The sequence below is a fragment of the Psychrobacillus sp. FSL H8-0487 genome (assembly GCF_038008385.1).
Classification (GTDB): Bacteria; Bacillota; Bacilli; order Bacillales_A; family Planococcaceae; genus Psychrobacillus; species Psychrobacillus psychrotolerans.
The window spans coordinates 381,820-396,932 of record NZ_JBBOZA010000001.1 but is presented as its reverse complement, the minus strand read 5'-3'; the positions used below and the strand labels follow the sequence as shown (position 1 = coordinate 396,932).

Below are 15,113 nucleotides of genomic sequence, written 5' to 3'. Positions count from 1 at the left end.
ATGAAATCTCCTTTTACATTTAACCATACGGCACCTAACAATGCTGATCAAAAACAACCAGCCTTATTTTTACTACACGGTATGGGGAGTAATGAAGAAGATTTACCTCAGCTAGTAAAGGATTTTGAAAATACGCATCATATTTTTAGCTTACGGGGTCCTATCGTACATAAACCTGGCTATTCGTTCTTCCTGATTGAAGAAATAGGAAAGCCTATAAGAGATGTATTTGATAAAGTTGTCACGCATCTTCAAGCTTTCATTCGAGAAGCAATAGTTGAGTACAACTTAGATCCTAAGGACATTACAATACTAGGCTTTAGTCAAGGTGCTATCCTTGCTCAAACAGTAGCACTAACAATGGGACCTGAAATCAGTAAAGTGGTCGCATTAAGTGGGTATATACCTGATTTTGTAAAAACAGAATATAGTAAGCAAAGCACTACTCACTTATCCATCTTTATATCTCATGGGGACTATGATTACGTAATTCCATCACAATGGGGACAAGGTAGTAAGGAGTATTTCGAAACTACGGGAGCCAATGTGACTTTTAAAACGTATACTGATGGGCACGGAGTAACACCAGAGAATCATCAAGACTTACTAGAGTTTTTGAATAAGAACTAATAATAATAGAGGAGAAGCGATATGTTGCCAGAAACATTTTGCTTCTCCTCTACTTTTATTACGAATGCATCATTCCATTTATATTAACTAGATGTATATCATTCAACTTAATAGCTAAAGGTGAAAAATTCTGATAAAATTACACTATCCTCTGCTAATAAAAGCTTTGGTTTTTGAAACTTATTACAGCATTTCGTCGTATATATTATATGACTAGAAAATGGAGGTAAAGAAATGGGTATTAATTTAGTTAAAGGTCAAAAAATTGACTTAACAAAAGGCAGATCTTCCTTATCTGGTGTTATGGTCGGATTAGGTTGGGATCCAGTTGTAAAAGAAAAGAAAAAAAGCGGATTTTTAGGTGGACTATTGGGTGGTGGCGGCAGTGCTGCTGGCGCTGAAATAGATTGCGATGCCTCCGTAATACTTCTAGATGAAAAAGGCAAATTATTATCTAAAGAAAACTTAGTCTATTTTGGAAACAAAACTAGTAAAGATGGCAGTGTTGTCCATTCTGGCGATAACCGTACAGGTGATGGCGATGGTGACGATGAAGTAATAAATGTAAACTTAAGTGCTATTTCACCTTCTGTACATAAGTTGGTGTTTGTAGTTAATATTTATCAAGCAAAACAAAGAAAACAAGATTTTGGGCTTATACAAAATGCCTTCATCCGCTTAGTAGATAGCGGGAGTAAAGAGGAGTTAATACATTATAACTTGACGGAAAGCTACGCTGGGAAAACTTCCTTGTTCCCTGGTGAACTATATCGTCATGGATCAGAATGGAAGTTCTCTGCAATTGGCGAAGGTACAGCAGATTTAGATATCGGTTCTATAGCAAACAAATACTTATAAGGAGTGGTTATTAATGGGTATTAACTTATCAAAAGGACAAAAGGTAGATTTAACAAAATCGAACCCAGGCTTAGTAAATGTAACAGTTGGATTAGGTTGGGACACTAATAAATACGATGGCGGGAAAGACTTTGACTTAGACTCATCCGTATTCCTTTTAGGCAGTAATGGAAAATGTGCTACTGAAGCAGACTTCATCTTCTATAATAATGCGACTGGTGGTAATGGTTCTGTCGTTCATACAGGAGATAACCGTACAGGTGATGGAGATGGCGATGACGAGCAAGTGAACATAAACTTATCCACTGTACCATCTTCTGTTGATAAAGTTGCTTTTAGTATCACTATTCACGATGCAGAAGACAGAGGTCAAAACTTTGGTCAAGTAAGTAATTCATATGTACGTATTTTAAATGCAGATACACAAGAAGAGATAATTCGCTATGATCTTGGGGAAGATTTCTCCATTGAAACTGCAGTTGTTGTCGGTGAGTTATATCGCCATAATAACGAATGGAAATTCAACGCAATCGGAAGTGGATACCAAGGCGGTCTTGGAGCATTAGTTTCAGATTTTGGCTTGAATTAATAACTTCTCTCAAAAAGCAAGGGCATGCTACCTTGCTTTTTGTTTTAGGTTTTAGTATCTGAAGAATGCCGAGGTATTTGGGTATACCTAATAACTCCCCTTCTTCATTCTTAGGAGTGGAAAATATGAGACAATTCAGAGGGGTTAGTGAGAAAGAGATACGTCAATTCTTTCATATACCACCTAGCGACTTCTCCAGCAATATGGAGAGAAAAAAATTAGGGATGGCTATGGGAGCAGCTTTATACTTACCAGGTTCAATGCCCAATTTCACCTATAAACTATCGAATAATAATTTAAAGAACTTAACTAGCGCGATCATTTGTTTAGAAGATGCTGTTTCCGATTCAGAGCTTTTAGACGCAGAACTAAATGTTGTAAATGAATTAAAGTCAATGGAACAGAAAGTACAAACTGGCTCACTAGATACACATGAGATTCCTCTCTTATTTATCCGAGTAAGAACCGTTCAACATTTAGACAAAATAGCTTCTTTATTAGGGAGTACCATTCGCTTTATTACAGGAATTGTCCTTCCAAAGTGTACTTCTTCTAATGCAACAAACTTTTTTTTATGTCTACAAAATTTAAACAGTCTGCACTCTATTCATTTATATGCACTACCTATTTTAGAAACAAAAGAAATTATTTACACGGAGACTAGAGAACAAGAACTTTCCAACCTATATACAGTTTTCAAGCAATTCGAGGAACTTATACTCACTATACGGGTTGGTGCGACGGATTTTACTAGCCTATTCAGTCTACGACGACCAGGAAACAGAACAATATATGAGTTGCTACTCATCACAAACTGTTTGACCGATATACTTAATAAATTCAATCGCAAAGAGGATAATTTTGTTGTTTCTGGTCCAGTTTATGAGTACTTTGAATCTCAGGATTCTTTTCGTCTATTCAATGATCCAAATAGTATAGAGTCTATTCTCTGGGCTGAGGTTCAGCAAGACCTTTTAAATGGTTTTTACGGTAAAACCTGTATTCATCCTTCTCAGGTTAATATTGTAAATAGTGGATATATAGTACCTAAAGAGTTATTTGAAGATGCGTGTTTAATCGTAGAAAATGAATCCAGAACAAACGGAGTTTTGCGAAGTTCTGCTAGAAACAAAATGAATGAGGTAAAACCTCACTATAGCTGGGCTAAGAAGATTATTGCCCAAGCAGAAATCTATGGGGTGTTAAAAGAACATGTTACATCACTCGACTTCCTTCAATACATTAAAAACTTATAATTTACACGGAGATTTGAAACTAGAAATCGACATTAAAAATAATCCATATAATTTCTCTCCGGAATCTCTTTTCCAAATGGCTGTGAGAATAAACAAAAAACGACAATTTTTATTCGTAAGTCGACTCCTCGGAAAACACTTAGCAGTGGATCCAGCCATTTCACTTGGAACAGGCACTATTTTGGCTTCTATGCTTATGGAGGATGAAGGTTTAGACGGTCATCCATTAGTAAATGAAATTATTCAGATGATTAATTCAGAAATTCCAAATCGACAACTGAGCTTGGACACTCTCGCATATAAAACTGAATTACCAAACAAGACCGTATTCATTGGATTTGCTGAAACGGCAACTGGCCTTGGCCATGCAGTATTTCATCACTTTGAAAATGCTCATTACATCCATACTACTAGAGAAGAAATCCTACATATGGAACCTTCCTTTTACTTTGAAGAAGAACATTCCCATGCAACATCTCACAGTGTTTATGCACCTGAACAAACATTAAAGGAAGCAGAAACTATTGTGTTAATAGATGATGAAATAACGACTGGTCTTACACTGTCCAATCTAATCGTTGCATTAAATGTCTCTTTTCCTGGTAAACGGTATAAAATCCTCTCTATTTTGGACTGGAGAACCGAAGCGCATCAACAAGATTTTATCCACCTCATGAACACACATAATATTTCTGCAGATGTTATTACTATTATGGGTGGTCAATTTAAACTGCTCAATGAAGCAACGATTGAAGAAAAAGAAATTCCCTTTTTAGATGATAAGCAATCACATACTGTGTTTGCTGATGAAGAATTAGCTTTAGAAATTACTTCTAAATATCAGAGTGAACATGGGAGCTACTGCAACTTCACGGGAAGATTTGGTTTAGCAAGTGATCTTCATGTAGAAATGGATGGTTGGATAGAAAGATTTATCAATAAGCTCCCGAATCTAGACAGGGATAAATCTACTTTAGTTATAGGTATTGGCGAAAACATCTATTTCCCACTTAGATTTGCACTCACCTTTGGTAATAACACTAAAGTTCAAACTACGACACGAAGTCCAATCTTAGCAAAAACCGATGAATTATACCCTATCCAGCATAAGTGCAAATTTAGTTTGCCGGATTCCAATGGTATTGATCAATATCTATATAATCTGTCCGAAACAAATTGGGAACAAATTATTGTTATTTCTGAATCAGTTCAGGACCCTGCTACTTGGTTCCCTCTTCTCTCCCATTTAGAGACGTTAGCACCTGTTTCATGGTTGTCTCTCACTATGCCAGTTAGAGGTGAAATATAATGGTTTTTAATAAAGATGGATTGGTTAAATCGAGCTACCCTTCAGAAGATATAACTTTTTTACTGAAGGATTTATCAAATGTTCAAATTGAGTCTTCCGTAGAATCTAGAGAACAATTATTCGAAAGAGGTAGTCACTACTCCGAATCTTTACCTATTGAAAATCGACCGACATCTGAATATACAGAGCTATACCAACAGGCTTTGTATGATTCGGCAGATCATATCGCACAATTAGTCGGGGTTTTAAGTAGACGGGTTAGAAAATTTGCAGGTACAGATGACGTAGTAATCGTTTCCCTTGCAAGAGCAGGAAGTCCAATCGGGATTTTAATGAAACGATATGCGGAAAAGTATTTGAAACTTAAGTGGCCCCACTTTAGTATATCTATACTAAGAGGAAGAGGAATCGATGAGCAGGCTGTTCGCACTATTAGAGAGCTTCACCCAAAAAGTCATATACAATTCGTCGATGGTTGGACAGGGAAAGGCGCTATTCAAAATGAGCTAACAAAGTCCATTCAAAAGTTAAATGCAACCTATAACCTTAATTTAAATGATGACCTGGCGGTTTTAACAGACCCCGGCGAATGTGCTACCTTATTCGGTACTAGAGAAGACTTTCTAATCCCAAACGCTTGTTTGAACTCAACAGTCTCTGGATTAGTTAGTCGAACTGTACTAAATAATGCTTTTCAAGCAGCAGACGATTATCACGGAGCAAAGTATTACGCTAACTTGGAAGAAGTGGATGTATCCAATGAATTCATCGCTAATATCTCCAGTCGATTCCAAGAGCAAGAACCTACTATCAAAGAACTTAGCAAAGAGTTTCCCATTAAAAACGAACGAACTTGGAGAGGCATGCAAGAAGTAGAAGCGATTGCTCACAAGTTCTATAGAAATGCTGATATTAGTAAAGTAAAGCCAAGTGTAGGAGAAACGACTAGAGTGTTATTAAGAAGGAAGCCTTTTAAAATATTACTTAGTGATGATAAACACCCATCTCTACGTCATATCCTTCTATTATGTAAGGAAAAAAATATTCCTACAGAAATTGTACCTGGGCTTTTTTACCTTGCCATCGGACTGATAGAATCGGAGGATCGGCTATGACAATCCTATTTGCTAGTGATTTAGATCGAACACTTATATATAGTAAAAATTCACGTGGTCAAGAAGTTAGCGAACAAGATTTTACCGCTGTAGAATGGGTAGAAGAAAAAGCCACTGCATTTATGACCAATAAAGGGCTTCAGCTATTTAAGGATATTTCCCCCTCTATTACCTTTTTGCCCGTAACAACTAGAACAGCTGAACAATACAATCGAATTACTGGGTTATTTAATACAGTAGAAAAACCCAAATATGCAATTGTATCCAACGGAGCAGTCATATTAGAGGACGGTAAACCCCTTAAAGAATGGTCAGATAAAGTTATTGCTCAAATGCAGCATAATCGTACCTCCATAGAAGACGTACTACCCCAACTCGATACCTATACAAAAAACAAATTTGTTCTTAAAGTGATGCAAGCAGAATCATGGTTTGTGTACTTAATTATTGATGAACAAGCATTTTCAATCGAAGATTTTGAAAGCCTTTCGCAAATCTTCTATCAGCAAGGTTTCACTCTTTCCCACCAGGGGAGAAAAGTATATATCATGCCAACCTGCATAAACAAATCTACAGCTCTTCAATTTGTAAAAGAGCGAATTGCTGCAAAAACAGTCATTGCCGCCGGAGATTCCATGCTCGACTTCGATATGGTTTTAAATGCCGATTATGGCTTTATCCCCTCTCACGGCGAAGCAATTCATAAAGGTGGACTTCTCCCCTCTCACGTTTCTATAACAAATCATGCAGGGGTATTAGCTGGAGAAGAAATATTAAAAAAGGTAAGCGATTATTTGTTATAATATGTATGAATAGGAGGGAAAGCCCATGGTTAATTTAAATCCCATTAGGATGAAGTCGTGGGATTCATCTAATATAGGAGGATGGTTGAAAGATTCTTTAGGAGACTCTTCGCAAGTAACAGTGGACGGAGAGAACTTAACGTATCCTCAACTAGTTTGCCAATATATTGGCATGTCCCTAGATGAAGATGAATATTTCTCGATTCTGCATACACAAGTCAATGATTCCTTAGGAAAACTAAGCATTTTGACTGGTGCACTTAACAAAAAAATTTCTGCCGAGAAGTTAAGATCCCTCAATCAGTTATTTGACTTGCACAAAAAAGAAAAAGGACTCTCCCCCAATCGTATGGTCGCCTTTCTGGATGGTTATTCTTTACTACCAGATTCAAAAGATCCTGGTTTAAATAGACGAATTAAAACAGTTTTAATTGATTTATTGAAAAAGTTACAAAAAAGCTACACAGAAGGTACTCTCCATCATGAATATCGTCGGATAACTACAGATCTTGTGAAATGGATATCCAATCATGTAGAGCCTGCACTAAAAGAAATAGATTTCGTACAGGGGATGCCAGCTTTTCTTTGGTATGGTACTGCAACCCCTAGTGAAAAATGGTTTCTTACATATTTAGCTGACTTTGGATTCCATGTGGTTATTTTTAACCCTACTAACGAGCCTTGGCCAAAAACCTTACTCTCCATTGAGGATGACCTAAGTTATCGTTTTCCAAAGGTTTCTCAAGATGTTAAACTATTGCCAGAAGAGATGCCAAAAATTGCAGGAACCGTTGCATTTAAAGCAACTCAAGAGATTAACGAGCTATTACATCATGATGATTCGGGTCTTTACAAGCCATTCCAATTTAAATCGTATTCCATCAATTCTATCCGTTTGAAAACAACTGAAGATGAAGCTTTCTTAATATCTAGAGAAAGAGCAATGATTCGTCCCCATTTCCAGGTTAGTAACCAACAAGTTACAATTCCTGTAGTTTTCGCGAAACTGTTAGGAATAGACAAAAATAGAAAACGTTTTTGGAATAATGTTCACTCGTTAACAGAACGAGATGATACGCATGTTATCCGTCAGTTCCCTTTCACGAAGGAACAAAAAACCAATCAGCTTTTCCATTACCGAGATGCATTAAAAGCAGATGGTATGTTAGATCCTGAGAAAATGAAAGCTGCCAATTGGTGGACATACGACAAACTTCCACTTGGCACGCAAACCGCCATTGGAGAGACTATCGCCAAACATGTGAACGAACCAATACTTAATCGACAGTCCAATGAAACAATGGAAGACTTGCAGTTATATGCTTTTGCTCAATCCATGGTACTACCTGATTTTGTTATCCGGCTATTACAAACATTCGATTATCCTCAATTTGTGCCTACTATATTCATCTACAATGAGGAGAAAGGTCCTGAACTTTCCAGATCTGACGCCAACGCCTTATGTATGATGCATCATTTAGGGCTAGATATTATTATCGTGAATCCGAAAGGACATCTTGATATCGAAAAATGGGTTCAGGAAGGTACCTTTGATATACACTGGATGGACGACCGGAGTTTTAACGATCCTTTTAAGGAGCCAAGTGTAGTTCATAAAATTTTCAAGAAGTTTCTATAGAAATAGGGGGAAAAAATATGGAATTACAAAAGTTAGAAATTGAACAACAAGAACAAATGATGGAAGAAAGTAATGATTTAAAAGCCAAGTTGAAACGTGACCCACAAGTATTACAACTTGTTGCAAAAATAGACCCTAAAAATCAGATTGGACTATTAGAATTCGGTCGTGAGCCGGCAGATGAAATCTCCAAATTTACAGGACAAATTTTAAGCACGATTAAGTCTAGTAGTATGGAAGAATCTAGTGAACTTTTAAAACAACTCGGCAAAATTATGGATAAGTTCGACAAAAAAGATTTTGTTCAAAAGCCCTCTCTTTTCGGTAAAATCTTTAAACAAGGTGAGAAAATAATCGAAAAGCTATTCAACAAGTATCAAACAATGGGCGGCGAAATCGATAAGGTATTTGTGGAGATAACGAAGTATGAGACAGAAATGAAAAAATCTACTGTAACACTAGAGGACTTGTACGACAAAAATTTCAACTATTTTATGGAATTGGAAAAGTATATTGTAGCTGGAGAGTTAAAAGTTAACCAATTAAGACAGCTAGTGCCTAACCTACAGCAAAAAGCTGAAAATGGTGATCAGCTAGTATTAATGGAACTGAATTCTTTGCAAAATGCAATTGAACTTCTAGATCAACGTATTTATGATTTGGAAATGGCTAAACAGGTCTCCTATCAATCAGCCCCACAGATTAGAATGCTTCAGCGAGGCAATACGAAGCTGATCGGCAAGATAAATTCAGCATTCGTAACAACTATACCAATTTTTAAAACAGGACTTATTAATGCCATTTCTGCGAAAAGACAAAATCTAGTGGCCCAATCTATGAGTGAGCTAGATCGTAGGACAAATGAAATGTTACTTCGTAATGCTAATGATATATCCAAGCAAAGTGTGGATATCGCTAGAATGTCCGGGCAGCCTAGTATTAAAATCGAAACAATTGAGCAAACATGGGATACTATTATGCGTGGGATGAACGAAACTAAAGCAATCGAAGAAGAAAATCGTAAAATGAGAGAAGAAGGTCGTCTTCGCCTAGAAGAATTACAAAAGAAGTATGAAAACGGACAAAGAAAATAACTTTAAAATTGGATGAGGGGGAAACAAAATGTCAGTTATTAACCTTTCAAAGGGACAAAAAATTGATTTAACGAAAACGAATCCAGGATTAACGAATGTCTTAGTTGGACTAGGCTGGGATACGAATAGATATAGTGGTGGAGAGGATTTCGACTTAGATGCTTCCGCGTTTATCGTAGACGGAAATGGTAAAGCCTTTAACGAAAAAAGCTTTATCTTTTATAATAACCTCCAAAGTGAAGAAGGTTCAGTTATCCACACTGGGGATAACCGTACTGGGGACGGGGACGGGGACGATGAGCAACTACTAGTTAAACTACCACTTGTTCCTAGTATTGTGCAAAAAGTCGTTTTTACTGTAACTATTCATGATGCAGACCAACGCAAACAAAATTTCGGCCAAGTTTCAAACGCTTTTATACGAATTGTCAATGAAGATACGAACGAAGAAATTGTTCGCTATGACCTAGGTGAAGACTTTTCAATTGAAACAGCACTTGTTGTAGGAGAAATATATCGCCACAATAATGAGTGGAAATTCAATGCAATTGGAAGCGGATTCCAAGGCGGATTAGCATCACTAATTAATGAATTTGGTTTGAGCTAATATTTTCAGTAATCTTCCATTGGTTCCCGAGTGTATATTTAACACTCGGGATTTTTTTATAACATAGTATCTTTTTACCTGTTCCTAAGAGGATTACTATGGAAATAAGTATGTCCAGAGCATTCTCGAAAATATAAAATTAGGTTTAAGAACGAGTGTTTGTTAGCCCGTTTTTTATAGAGCGCGATTACTTCATTTTACTCGAACACTTTTCATGATAATCCCGCTTTTCGGGATACTAGGCATACTAACTAGGCTATAACTCAAATCTTGATCTGGAAGTTGGTAAGTTAGGTGATTAACTAAATAATTTAGGGATACTTCCATTATTTCAATAGTCACAAATTCCCCAGCACAACGGTGCCCCATCATATAATCTCCCCCACCTTGCGGTATAAAATCGAATGGGCTTTTATCCCATCCAGAAAACCGATAGGGATTAAATAAATCTGGATTTTCCCACAGTTCTGCATCATGATTTGTTCCATACAAGTCAAGTAACGTCAATGTTCCTTCCTTAAATGAATACCCTTCCCAAACAAAGTCTTTTCTAACTTTAGCTGCAGCCATCGGAAAGAACGGATAAAAACGTCTTACTTCTTGAACAAACATTTGAAAATACTGAGCACCTGCTGTTTCCAGTTTTTCTTTTTGTTCTGGGTAATGGTGAATTGCTAATGCAGTAAAGTTAATATAAATGGCAATTGCCACAATTGGCCTTAATATGTTTGCTACCTCAACAGCAGCAACTTTTTCATCTAACCATTTACCTTCTAAGTCTTTGTGCAAAGAGATTTCACGTAGAGCAGTACCTTCGGGCGGAGTAAGACTTCCATCGCGAACTTTTTTAACTAACCCACCTAACCACTGTTCTATCTGTTTACGGGCATGTCTTCCCTTCCAATGCTGAGGGCCAAGAGCGGTTGGAGATTCAAATAAGGCAGCTAGCTGCTCCGCTTTTTCTTTAAATTCCTCTTCTTTAATCGAGACTCCTCCCCATTCACATGCTACTCTACACATGATTTCTTTTGCCTCATCATATAAGATGATCTGTTCCATTTGCTCCCATTTCTTTGCAGCTAGTTGCCATTGTACTTCAGTAATCTCATGTAATACTTCAAGGCGGCCCTTTGTCATCAATGACATAAACATCGACTTACGATGTCGATGTGTTTCATCATCTAATGTTTGTACCCCTTCTTCGCCAAACAGTGTCTTTTGCAAACGTTTCGGTGCTACACCATTTCTCATAAATTTTTCTTCATCATAAAATAATTCTGCTGCTTTTTCTCCACTCATACAAATTGCACTTTGTCCCAATAATCGTGTTTCAAATATGTTGGAAGCGAAACTTTTCTTTCTATTTGGAATGTACATATATCCTTCTCTTAACAAACTCAGACTGTGGTCCATTCCTTCTTCACGTGGAAAACTATTATTCATGACCAATCATCCTCTCTTCTAGAACTTTCCTCCTCATCTTTTCCCTATTGGACCTGATTAAAACTTATACATATAAAAACCCCTCCGCTTAAAGCGGAAGGGTTCGAATAACTATGTTTATGCAGTCATTTGACGACAAGCTTCAGCACATGTTCGGCAAGCCTCTGCACAGCGTTTACAATGTTCATGGTCGTGTTTTGCACACTCTTCTGCACAATCCTCACAAATTTTAGCACATAGAGCACAAATCTCCTGGACGAATGGGCTATTACGAGTCATTGCCTGAACAGCATAACTGCAAATATCCGCACATTCACGATCTAGCTTAATACAATCCACCATCATTTGTACGTGATCTTCACCTAGGCAGGCTTGAAAACAATTATTACATGCCTCTAAACACTCCTGGCATGCCTTGATGCACTCTTCATAAGACATTTGCAAAATAATTCTCCTCACTTTCCATAGACTTATTCTTAACTAATTATTCCCTTAAACTTTGGATCTAAACTGTTTATAGATAGTTGAGAACTTATATTTACATAAGTGCAAATGATGAATAGGCACAAATTATTTAAGTTTTTGACCTATATATGAACCTGCTTGCACTGCTTCCCTCCATGGAACGCTGATGGCAAAAGCCAATGGTGAGAAAATAAACCATAAAAAACCTTCAGGTGATTGAATCCAACCACCTATTACACCAAGTAAACCTTTAAGCAACGATAAAGATAGTGAAAAGCTATTCATACTTCTAGTTTAAGGATGCGCAATCCCTTACGTTCTCACTAGTCAACCATTATTGATATAATGGGATTACATAAAGATTCGAAAGGTGGGATTATTTTGTCTAAAGAATCTATTCTAATTGTAGAAGATGAAGAAAAAATTGTTAGGCTACTCGAAATTGAATTAGAATATGAAGGCTATGAAACAGGTAAGGCATTGGATGGAATTGAAGCTTTTGAAATGTTCCTTTCCCAAAAATGGGATTTGATATTATTAGATATAATGTTGCCAGGTATGAGCGGAATTGAATTACTTCGACGCATTCGAGGGAAAAATTCATCTGTCCCAATAATATTATTGACGGCCAAGGACTCTATTGAGGACAAGGTTTCCGGTCTTGACCTTGGTGCCAGTGACTACATAACAAAACCTTTTAGAATGGAAGAATTACTTGCTAGAATACGTGCTGTGCTTAGGATGAGCCAAGCAACACCCGCTTCAAGTCCGCTTGATGAAGAGTGGCTTCAAGTTAGTGATCTACGATTAAATGATAAAACAAGGGAAGTTATTAGAAATGATTTAAACGTCAGTTTGACACCAAAGGAATATGATTTACTTCTATATTTATTGAAAAACCAAAGACAAGTGTTAGAACGTGGACAAATTCTAGAGGCTGTCTGGGGCTATGACTATTATGGTGATACAAAAATCGTCGACGTTTATATCCGATATTTGCGTAAAAAAATCGATGCAGATTTTGATGCTTCACTCATTCATACAGTTAGAGGCGTAGGATATGTCCTGAAGGAAGCCACATGAAGCTACGCAATAAAATAAACTTATACACGTCGGTATTATTTATCGTGCTGCTCCTAATTATGAACACTTCTATCTATTTTGTGTTCAGTCATTTGATAAAAGAAAATGAACTCGAGCGTACACACGCCGAGGTTGAAAGGGTCGTCACCGATATTAGAGGTGCCGTTGACCGTATTGCGCCGAGAGAGCTTTTACGCGCTAACGTACCCGTAGACGGAATGATTCAATTGTTAAAAGAGGATTTAACAAGTGATGGTAAATTCACCTCCCCTACTGAAGAAAAACTAGGTGCGCGGGTAAATAGCTTTTACACAGGAGAAGTTAGTAAGTTGATAACGTATGAGGGTTCACCGTATGTTTTCGTATCAGTACCTATTGTTTGGATTGACGGGTCCGTCGTGAATATACAAGTGACAACAAGCATAGCTGCTACTAATGAGATGATCCACCTCTTAGCTATTATTTTAATCGTTGTTACAGTTATCGCAATTGTACCGACCCTTATTTCTAGCCGAATTTTAAGCAATTTAATTATTCAACCTATCCGTACAATGATTAACACAATGAAGGAAATTCAAAAAAGTGGCCAATTTCAGCAACTGAAGTTAGAGGATACTAACGAAGGTGAACTAGTCGAGATGGGTAAAACGTTCAATCACATGATGGAGTTGCTCCAAACGAACTACGAAAAGCAGGAGCAATTTGTCTCCAATGCATCTCATGAACTTCGGACTCCCCTAACTATTATCGAAAATTATGCAGACTTAGTGAAGCGTCGAGGTTTAGAACGTCCTGACTTATTTGAAGAATCCATTGATGCTATCCACTCCGAAGCTATACGAATGCGAGAAATGACAGAACAGCTATTGTCGATAGCAAAGCAGGAGCCATGGAATATTCAATTAGAGCAGATTAATATTACCCAGCTTGTCCAAGAGACAGTAACCACGTTCCAAACTACCTATCAGCGAGAAGTAGAGATGGAAGGTAACCATCAAACAGTCGGTTACACAGATATTCAAAAACTAAAGCAATTACTGTTTATCTTCTTAGACAATGCACGTAAATACAGTGATGGTAAGATTACTGTTCGTATAGGTCAAACAGATAAAGATTTGACTATTCAAATTCAGGATAGAGGAGTTGGCATTCCTAATGAGGATTTACCTAAAGTGTTTGATCGATTTTATCGCGTTGATCAGGCACGAAGTCGTAAGCAAGGTGGATCCGGTCTCGGCTTAACTATGGCAAAAGATATAACTGATGCACTCGGTGCACGAATTGAAATAAACAGTAAAGAAAAACAAGGAACAACTGTGACGCTGTTTCTGCCAAAAGATAAATAGCTGCTCTCCCCAAATTCTTACTTTTGCGTTATATACTATAGCCAACAAACTTAACCATGAGGTGAGACACGATGAAAATAAGTAAGAACGGTTATATAATCGGAGGAGTAACGCTAATTATTTTGATAGTAGTTGGTGTGCTTTGGCTTTCCCCTTTTTCTTCTAAGTCACTTACAGAAGAGGAATTGAAATCCGTAGCACTTACAAAATACCCTGGCGAAATAATTCGTACGACTAAATCGGAGAACGAATATGAAATTGACATGCAAATGGAAAACGGAGTTTATGCTATTAGCATGGATACCAACAATGGAACTATTCTTTCCCTCAAACAAATAGCTACTGAGGAAGTGCCCCTAGCTGTTGAAACACTTACGGAAGCGCAGATCAAAAAGAAAATTGCTACTCAAGGTGAGATTCAATCCGTACTTTTTATAAATGAAAAGAATCCTTACTATGAAGTCGTTGTGCACAAGGAAAATGTTGAATTCAATCTAAAAGTGGATCCCTATAATGGTGCCATAATAGATTCTTCGCAGTCTCCAATAGAAGATCCTGTCTCAACTGAAAATATCCTAATCACTGAGAAAGAGGCACTTACTATAGCTGCTACTCATTTAAAAGGTACCGCCGATGATGATGCAGAACTTCATCAACCTACTGGTCAACCACCTTATTATTTAGTAGAAGTTGAGATTGAAAATGGAGAAGAAGAAGATCGTGAAGCAGTTGTCGAAGTTGACGCATATACAGGTAAGGTGAAATCGGTAAATTGGGAGAACTAGTTAGACAAGGTTGGTGTGGCTACTGCCGCTACCAGCCTTTCTTTTTTGTTAAATTTACTACACAGCATGATTTTATTGCGATGACTTCGTT

At 37.3% G+C, this 15,113-nt stretch carries 16 protein-coding genes; 13 read left to right on the top strand and 3 right to left on the bottom strand.

Annotated elements, in window-relative coordinates:
• The 10 genes from MHI47_RS01995 to MHI47_RS01950 all read left to right on the top strand — a co-directional run bounded on the left by MHI47_RS01995 (position 1) and on the right by MHI47_RS01950 (position 9,900).
• Positions 1-630 (top strand): alpha/beta hydrolase, encoded by a 630-nt coding sequence (locus tag MHI47_RS01995; protein WP_340761310.1) that lies wholly within the window; start codon positions 1-3, stop codon positions 628-630.
• Positions 631-864: 234 nt separating this feature from the next.
• Positions 865-1,488, top strand: coding sequence for a TerD family protein (locus MHI47_RS01990; protein WP_093536173.1), 624 nt, complete (start codon positions 865-867; stop codon positions 1,486-1,488).
• A 13-nt stretch (positions 1,489-1,501) separates the two neighbouring features.
• The gene (locus MHI47_RS01985) at positions 1,502-2,077 is read left to right on the top strand and encodes a TerD family protein (protein ID WP_340768070.1); all 576 of its coding nucleotides are present in this window, start codon (positions 1,502-1,504) and stop codon (positions 2,075-2,077) included.
• Between the two features lie 125 nt (positions 2,078-2,202).
• Positions 2,203-3,333 (top strand): HpcH/HpaI aldolase/citrate lyase family protein, encoded by a 1,131-nt coding sequence (locus tag MHI47_RS01980; protein ID WP_340768069.1) that lies wholly within the window; start codon positions 2,203-2,205, stop codon positions 3,331-3,333.
• Complete coding sequence (locus MHI47_RS01975) at positions 3,290-4,642, top strand: phosphoribosyltransferase domain-containing protein (RefSeq protein ID WP_340768067.1); 1,353 nt, start codon at positions 3,290-3,292, stop codon at positions 4,640-4,642. The genes MHI47_RS01980 and MHI47_RS01975 overlap by 44 nt, the downstream gene beginning before the upstream one ends.
• Positions 4,642-5,757: a cysteine protease StiP family protein gene (locus MHI47_RS01970; RefSeq protein ID WP_340829240.1), complete on the top strand. Its 1,116-nt coding sequence runs from the start codon at positions 4,642-4,644 to the stop codon at positions 5,755-5,757. Before MHI47_RS01975 ends, MHI47_RS01970 begins: the two co-directional genes overlap by 1 nt.
• A complete protein-coding gene (locus MHI47_RS01965; RefSeq protein WP_340829237.1) occupies positions 5,754-6,560 on the top strand; it encodes an HAD family hydrolase in 807 nt (268 codons plus the stop codon). The genes MHI47_RS01970 and MHI47_RS01965 overlap by 4 nt, the downstream gene beginning before the upstream one ends.
• A gap of 25 nt (positions 6,561-6,585) precedes the next feature.
• Complete coding sequence (locus tag MHI47_RS01960; protein WP_340829235.1) at positions 6,586-8,199, top strand: YceG family protein; 1,614 nt, start codon at positions 6,586-6,588, stop codon at positions 8,197-8,199.
• A gap of 17 nt (positions 8,200-8,216) precedes the next feature.
• Positions 8,217-9,293, top strand: coding sequence for a toxic anion resistance protein (locus MHI47_RS01955; protein ID WP_093536185.1), 1,077 nt, complete (start codon positions 8,217-8,219; stop codon positions 9,291-9,293).
• Between the two features lie 28 nt (positions 9,294-9,321).
• Positions 9,322-9,900, top strand: a complete 579-nt coding sequence (locus tag MHI47_RS01950) for a TerD family protein (protein WP_093536187.1) — start codon at positions 9,322-9,324, stop codon at positions 9,898-9,900.
• A gap of 192 nt (positions 9,901-10,092) precedes the next feature.
• Here the strand turns inward: MHI47_RS01950 and MHI47_RS01945 are convergent, their stop codons facing one another.
• The 3 genes from MHI47_RS01945 to MHI47_RS01935 form a co-directional block, all read right to left on the bottom strand.
• Complete coding sequence (locus MHI47_RS01945) at positions 10,093-11,343, bottom strand: cytochrome P450 (RefSeq protein ID WP_340829234.1); 1,251 nt, start codon at positions 11,341-11,343, stop codon at positions 10,093-10,095.
• Positions 11,344-11,460: 117 nt separating this feature from the next.
• Positions 11,461-11,781, bottom strand: a complete 321-nt coding sequence (locus tag MHI47_RS01940; protein WP_411747325.1) for a four-helix bundle copper-binding protein — start codon at positions 11,779-11,781, stop codon at positions 11,461-11,463.
• A 132-nt stretch (positions 11,782-11,913) separates the two neighbouring features.
• Positions 11,914-12,093: a nucleoside transporter C-terminal domain-containing protein gene (locus MHI47_RS01935; RefSeq protein ID WP_340829232.1), complete on the bottom strand. Its 180-nt coding sequence runs from the start codon at positions 12,091-12,093 to the stop codon at positions 11,914-11,916.
• 96 nt (positions 12,094-12,189) lie between these two features.
• Here MHI47_RS01935 and MHI47_RS01930 point away from each other — a divergent pair, with 96 nt between their 5' ends.
• From MHI47_RS01930 to MHI47_RS01920, 3 genes are all read left to right on the top strand, one after another.
• Complete coding sequence (locus tag MHI47_RS01930; protein ID WP_340761300.1) at positions 12,190-12,891, top strand: response regulator transcription factor; 702 nt, start codon at positions 12,190-12,192, stop codon at positions 12,889-12,891.
• Positions 12,888-14,237, top strand: coding sequence for a sensor histidine kinase (locus tag MHI47_RS01925; RefSeq protein WP_340829229.1), 1,350 nt, complete (start codon positions 12,888-12,890; stop codon positions 14,235-14,237). Before MHI47_RS01930 ends, MHI47_RS01925 begins: the two co-directional genes overlap by 4 nt.
• Before the next feature lie 71 nt (positions 14,238-14,308).
• On the top strand, positions 14,309-15,022 hold the full coding sequence (locus MHI47_RS01920; RefSeq protein ID WP_340761298.1) for a PepSY domain-containing protein: 714 nt from the start codon (positions 14,309-14,311) through the stop codon (positions 15,020-15,022).
• Positions 15,023-15,113: the final 91 nt, after the last annotated feature.

Bases quoted from the DNA above. Each gene is read 5' to 3' on its own strand.
- MHI47_RS01995 (WP_340761310.1), top strand. From the start codon at position 1: ATGAAATCTCCTTTTACATTTAACCATACGGCACCTAACAATGCTGAT.
- MHI47_RS01990 (WP_093536173.1), top strand. From the start codon at position 865: ATGGGTATTAATTTAGTTAAAGGTCAAAAAATTGACTTAACAAAAGGC.
- MHI47_RS01985 (WP_340768070.1), top strand. From the start codon at position 1,502: ATGGGTATTAACTTATCAAAAGGACAAAAGGTAGATTTAACAAAATCG.
- MHI47_RS01980 (WP_340768069.1), top strand. From the start codon at position 2,203: ATGAGACAATTCAGAGGGGTTAGTGAGAAAGAGATACGTCAATTCTTT.
- MHI47_RS01975 (WP_340768067.1), top strand. From the start codon at position 3,290: ATGTTACATCACTCGACTTCCTTCAATACATTAAAAACTTATAATTTA.
- MHI47_RS01970 (WP_340829240.1), top strand. From the start codon at position 4,642: ATGGTTTTTAATAAAGATGGATTGGTTAAATCGAGCTACCCTTCAGAA.
- MHI47_RS01965 (WP_340829237.1), top strand. From the start codon at position 5,754: ATGACAATCCTATTTGCTAGTGATTTAGATCGAACACTTATATATAGT.
- MHI47_RS01960 (WP_340829235.1), top strand. From the start codon at position 6,586: ATGGTTAATTTAAATCCCATTAGGATGAAGTCGTGGGATTCATCTAAT.
- MHI47_RS01955 (WP_093536185.1), top strand. From the start codon at position 8,217: ATGGAATTACAAAAGTTAGAAATTGAACAACAAGAACAAATGATGGAA.
- MHI47_RS01950 (WP_093536187.1), top strand. From the start codon at position 9,322: ATGTCAGTTATTAACCTTTCAAAGGGACAAAAAATTGATTTAACGAAA.
- MHI47_RS01945 (WP_340829234.1), bottom strand. From the start codon at position 11,343: ATGAATAATAGTTTTCCACGTGAAGAAGGAATGGACCACAGTCTGAGT.
- MHI47_RS01940 (WP_411747325.1), bottom strand. From the start codon at position 11,781: ATGTCTTATGAAGAGTGCATCAAGGCATGCCAGGAGTGTTTAGAGGCA.
- MHI47_RS01935 (WP_340829232.1), bottom strand. From the start codon at position 12,093: ATGAATAGCTTTTCACTATCTTTATCGTTGCTTAAAGGTTTACTTGGT.
- MHI47_RS01925 (WP_340829229.1), top strand. From the start codon at position 12,888: ATGAAGCTACGCAATAAAATAAACTTATACACGTCGGTATTATTTATC.
- MHI47_RS01920 (WP_340761298.1), top strand. From the start codon at position 14,309: ATGAAAATAAGTAAGAACGGTTATATAATCGGAGGAGTAACGCTAATT.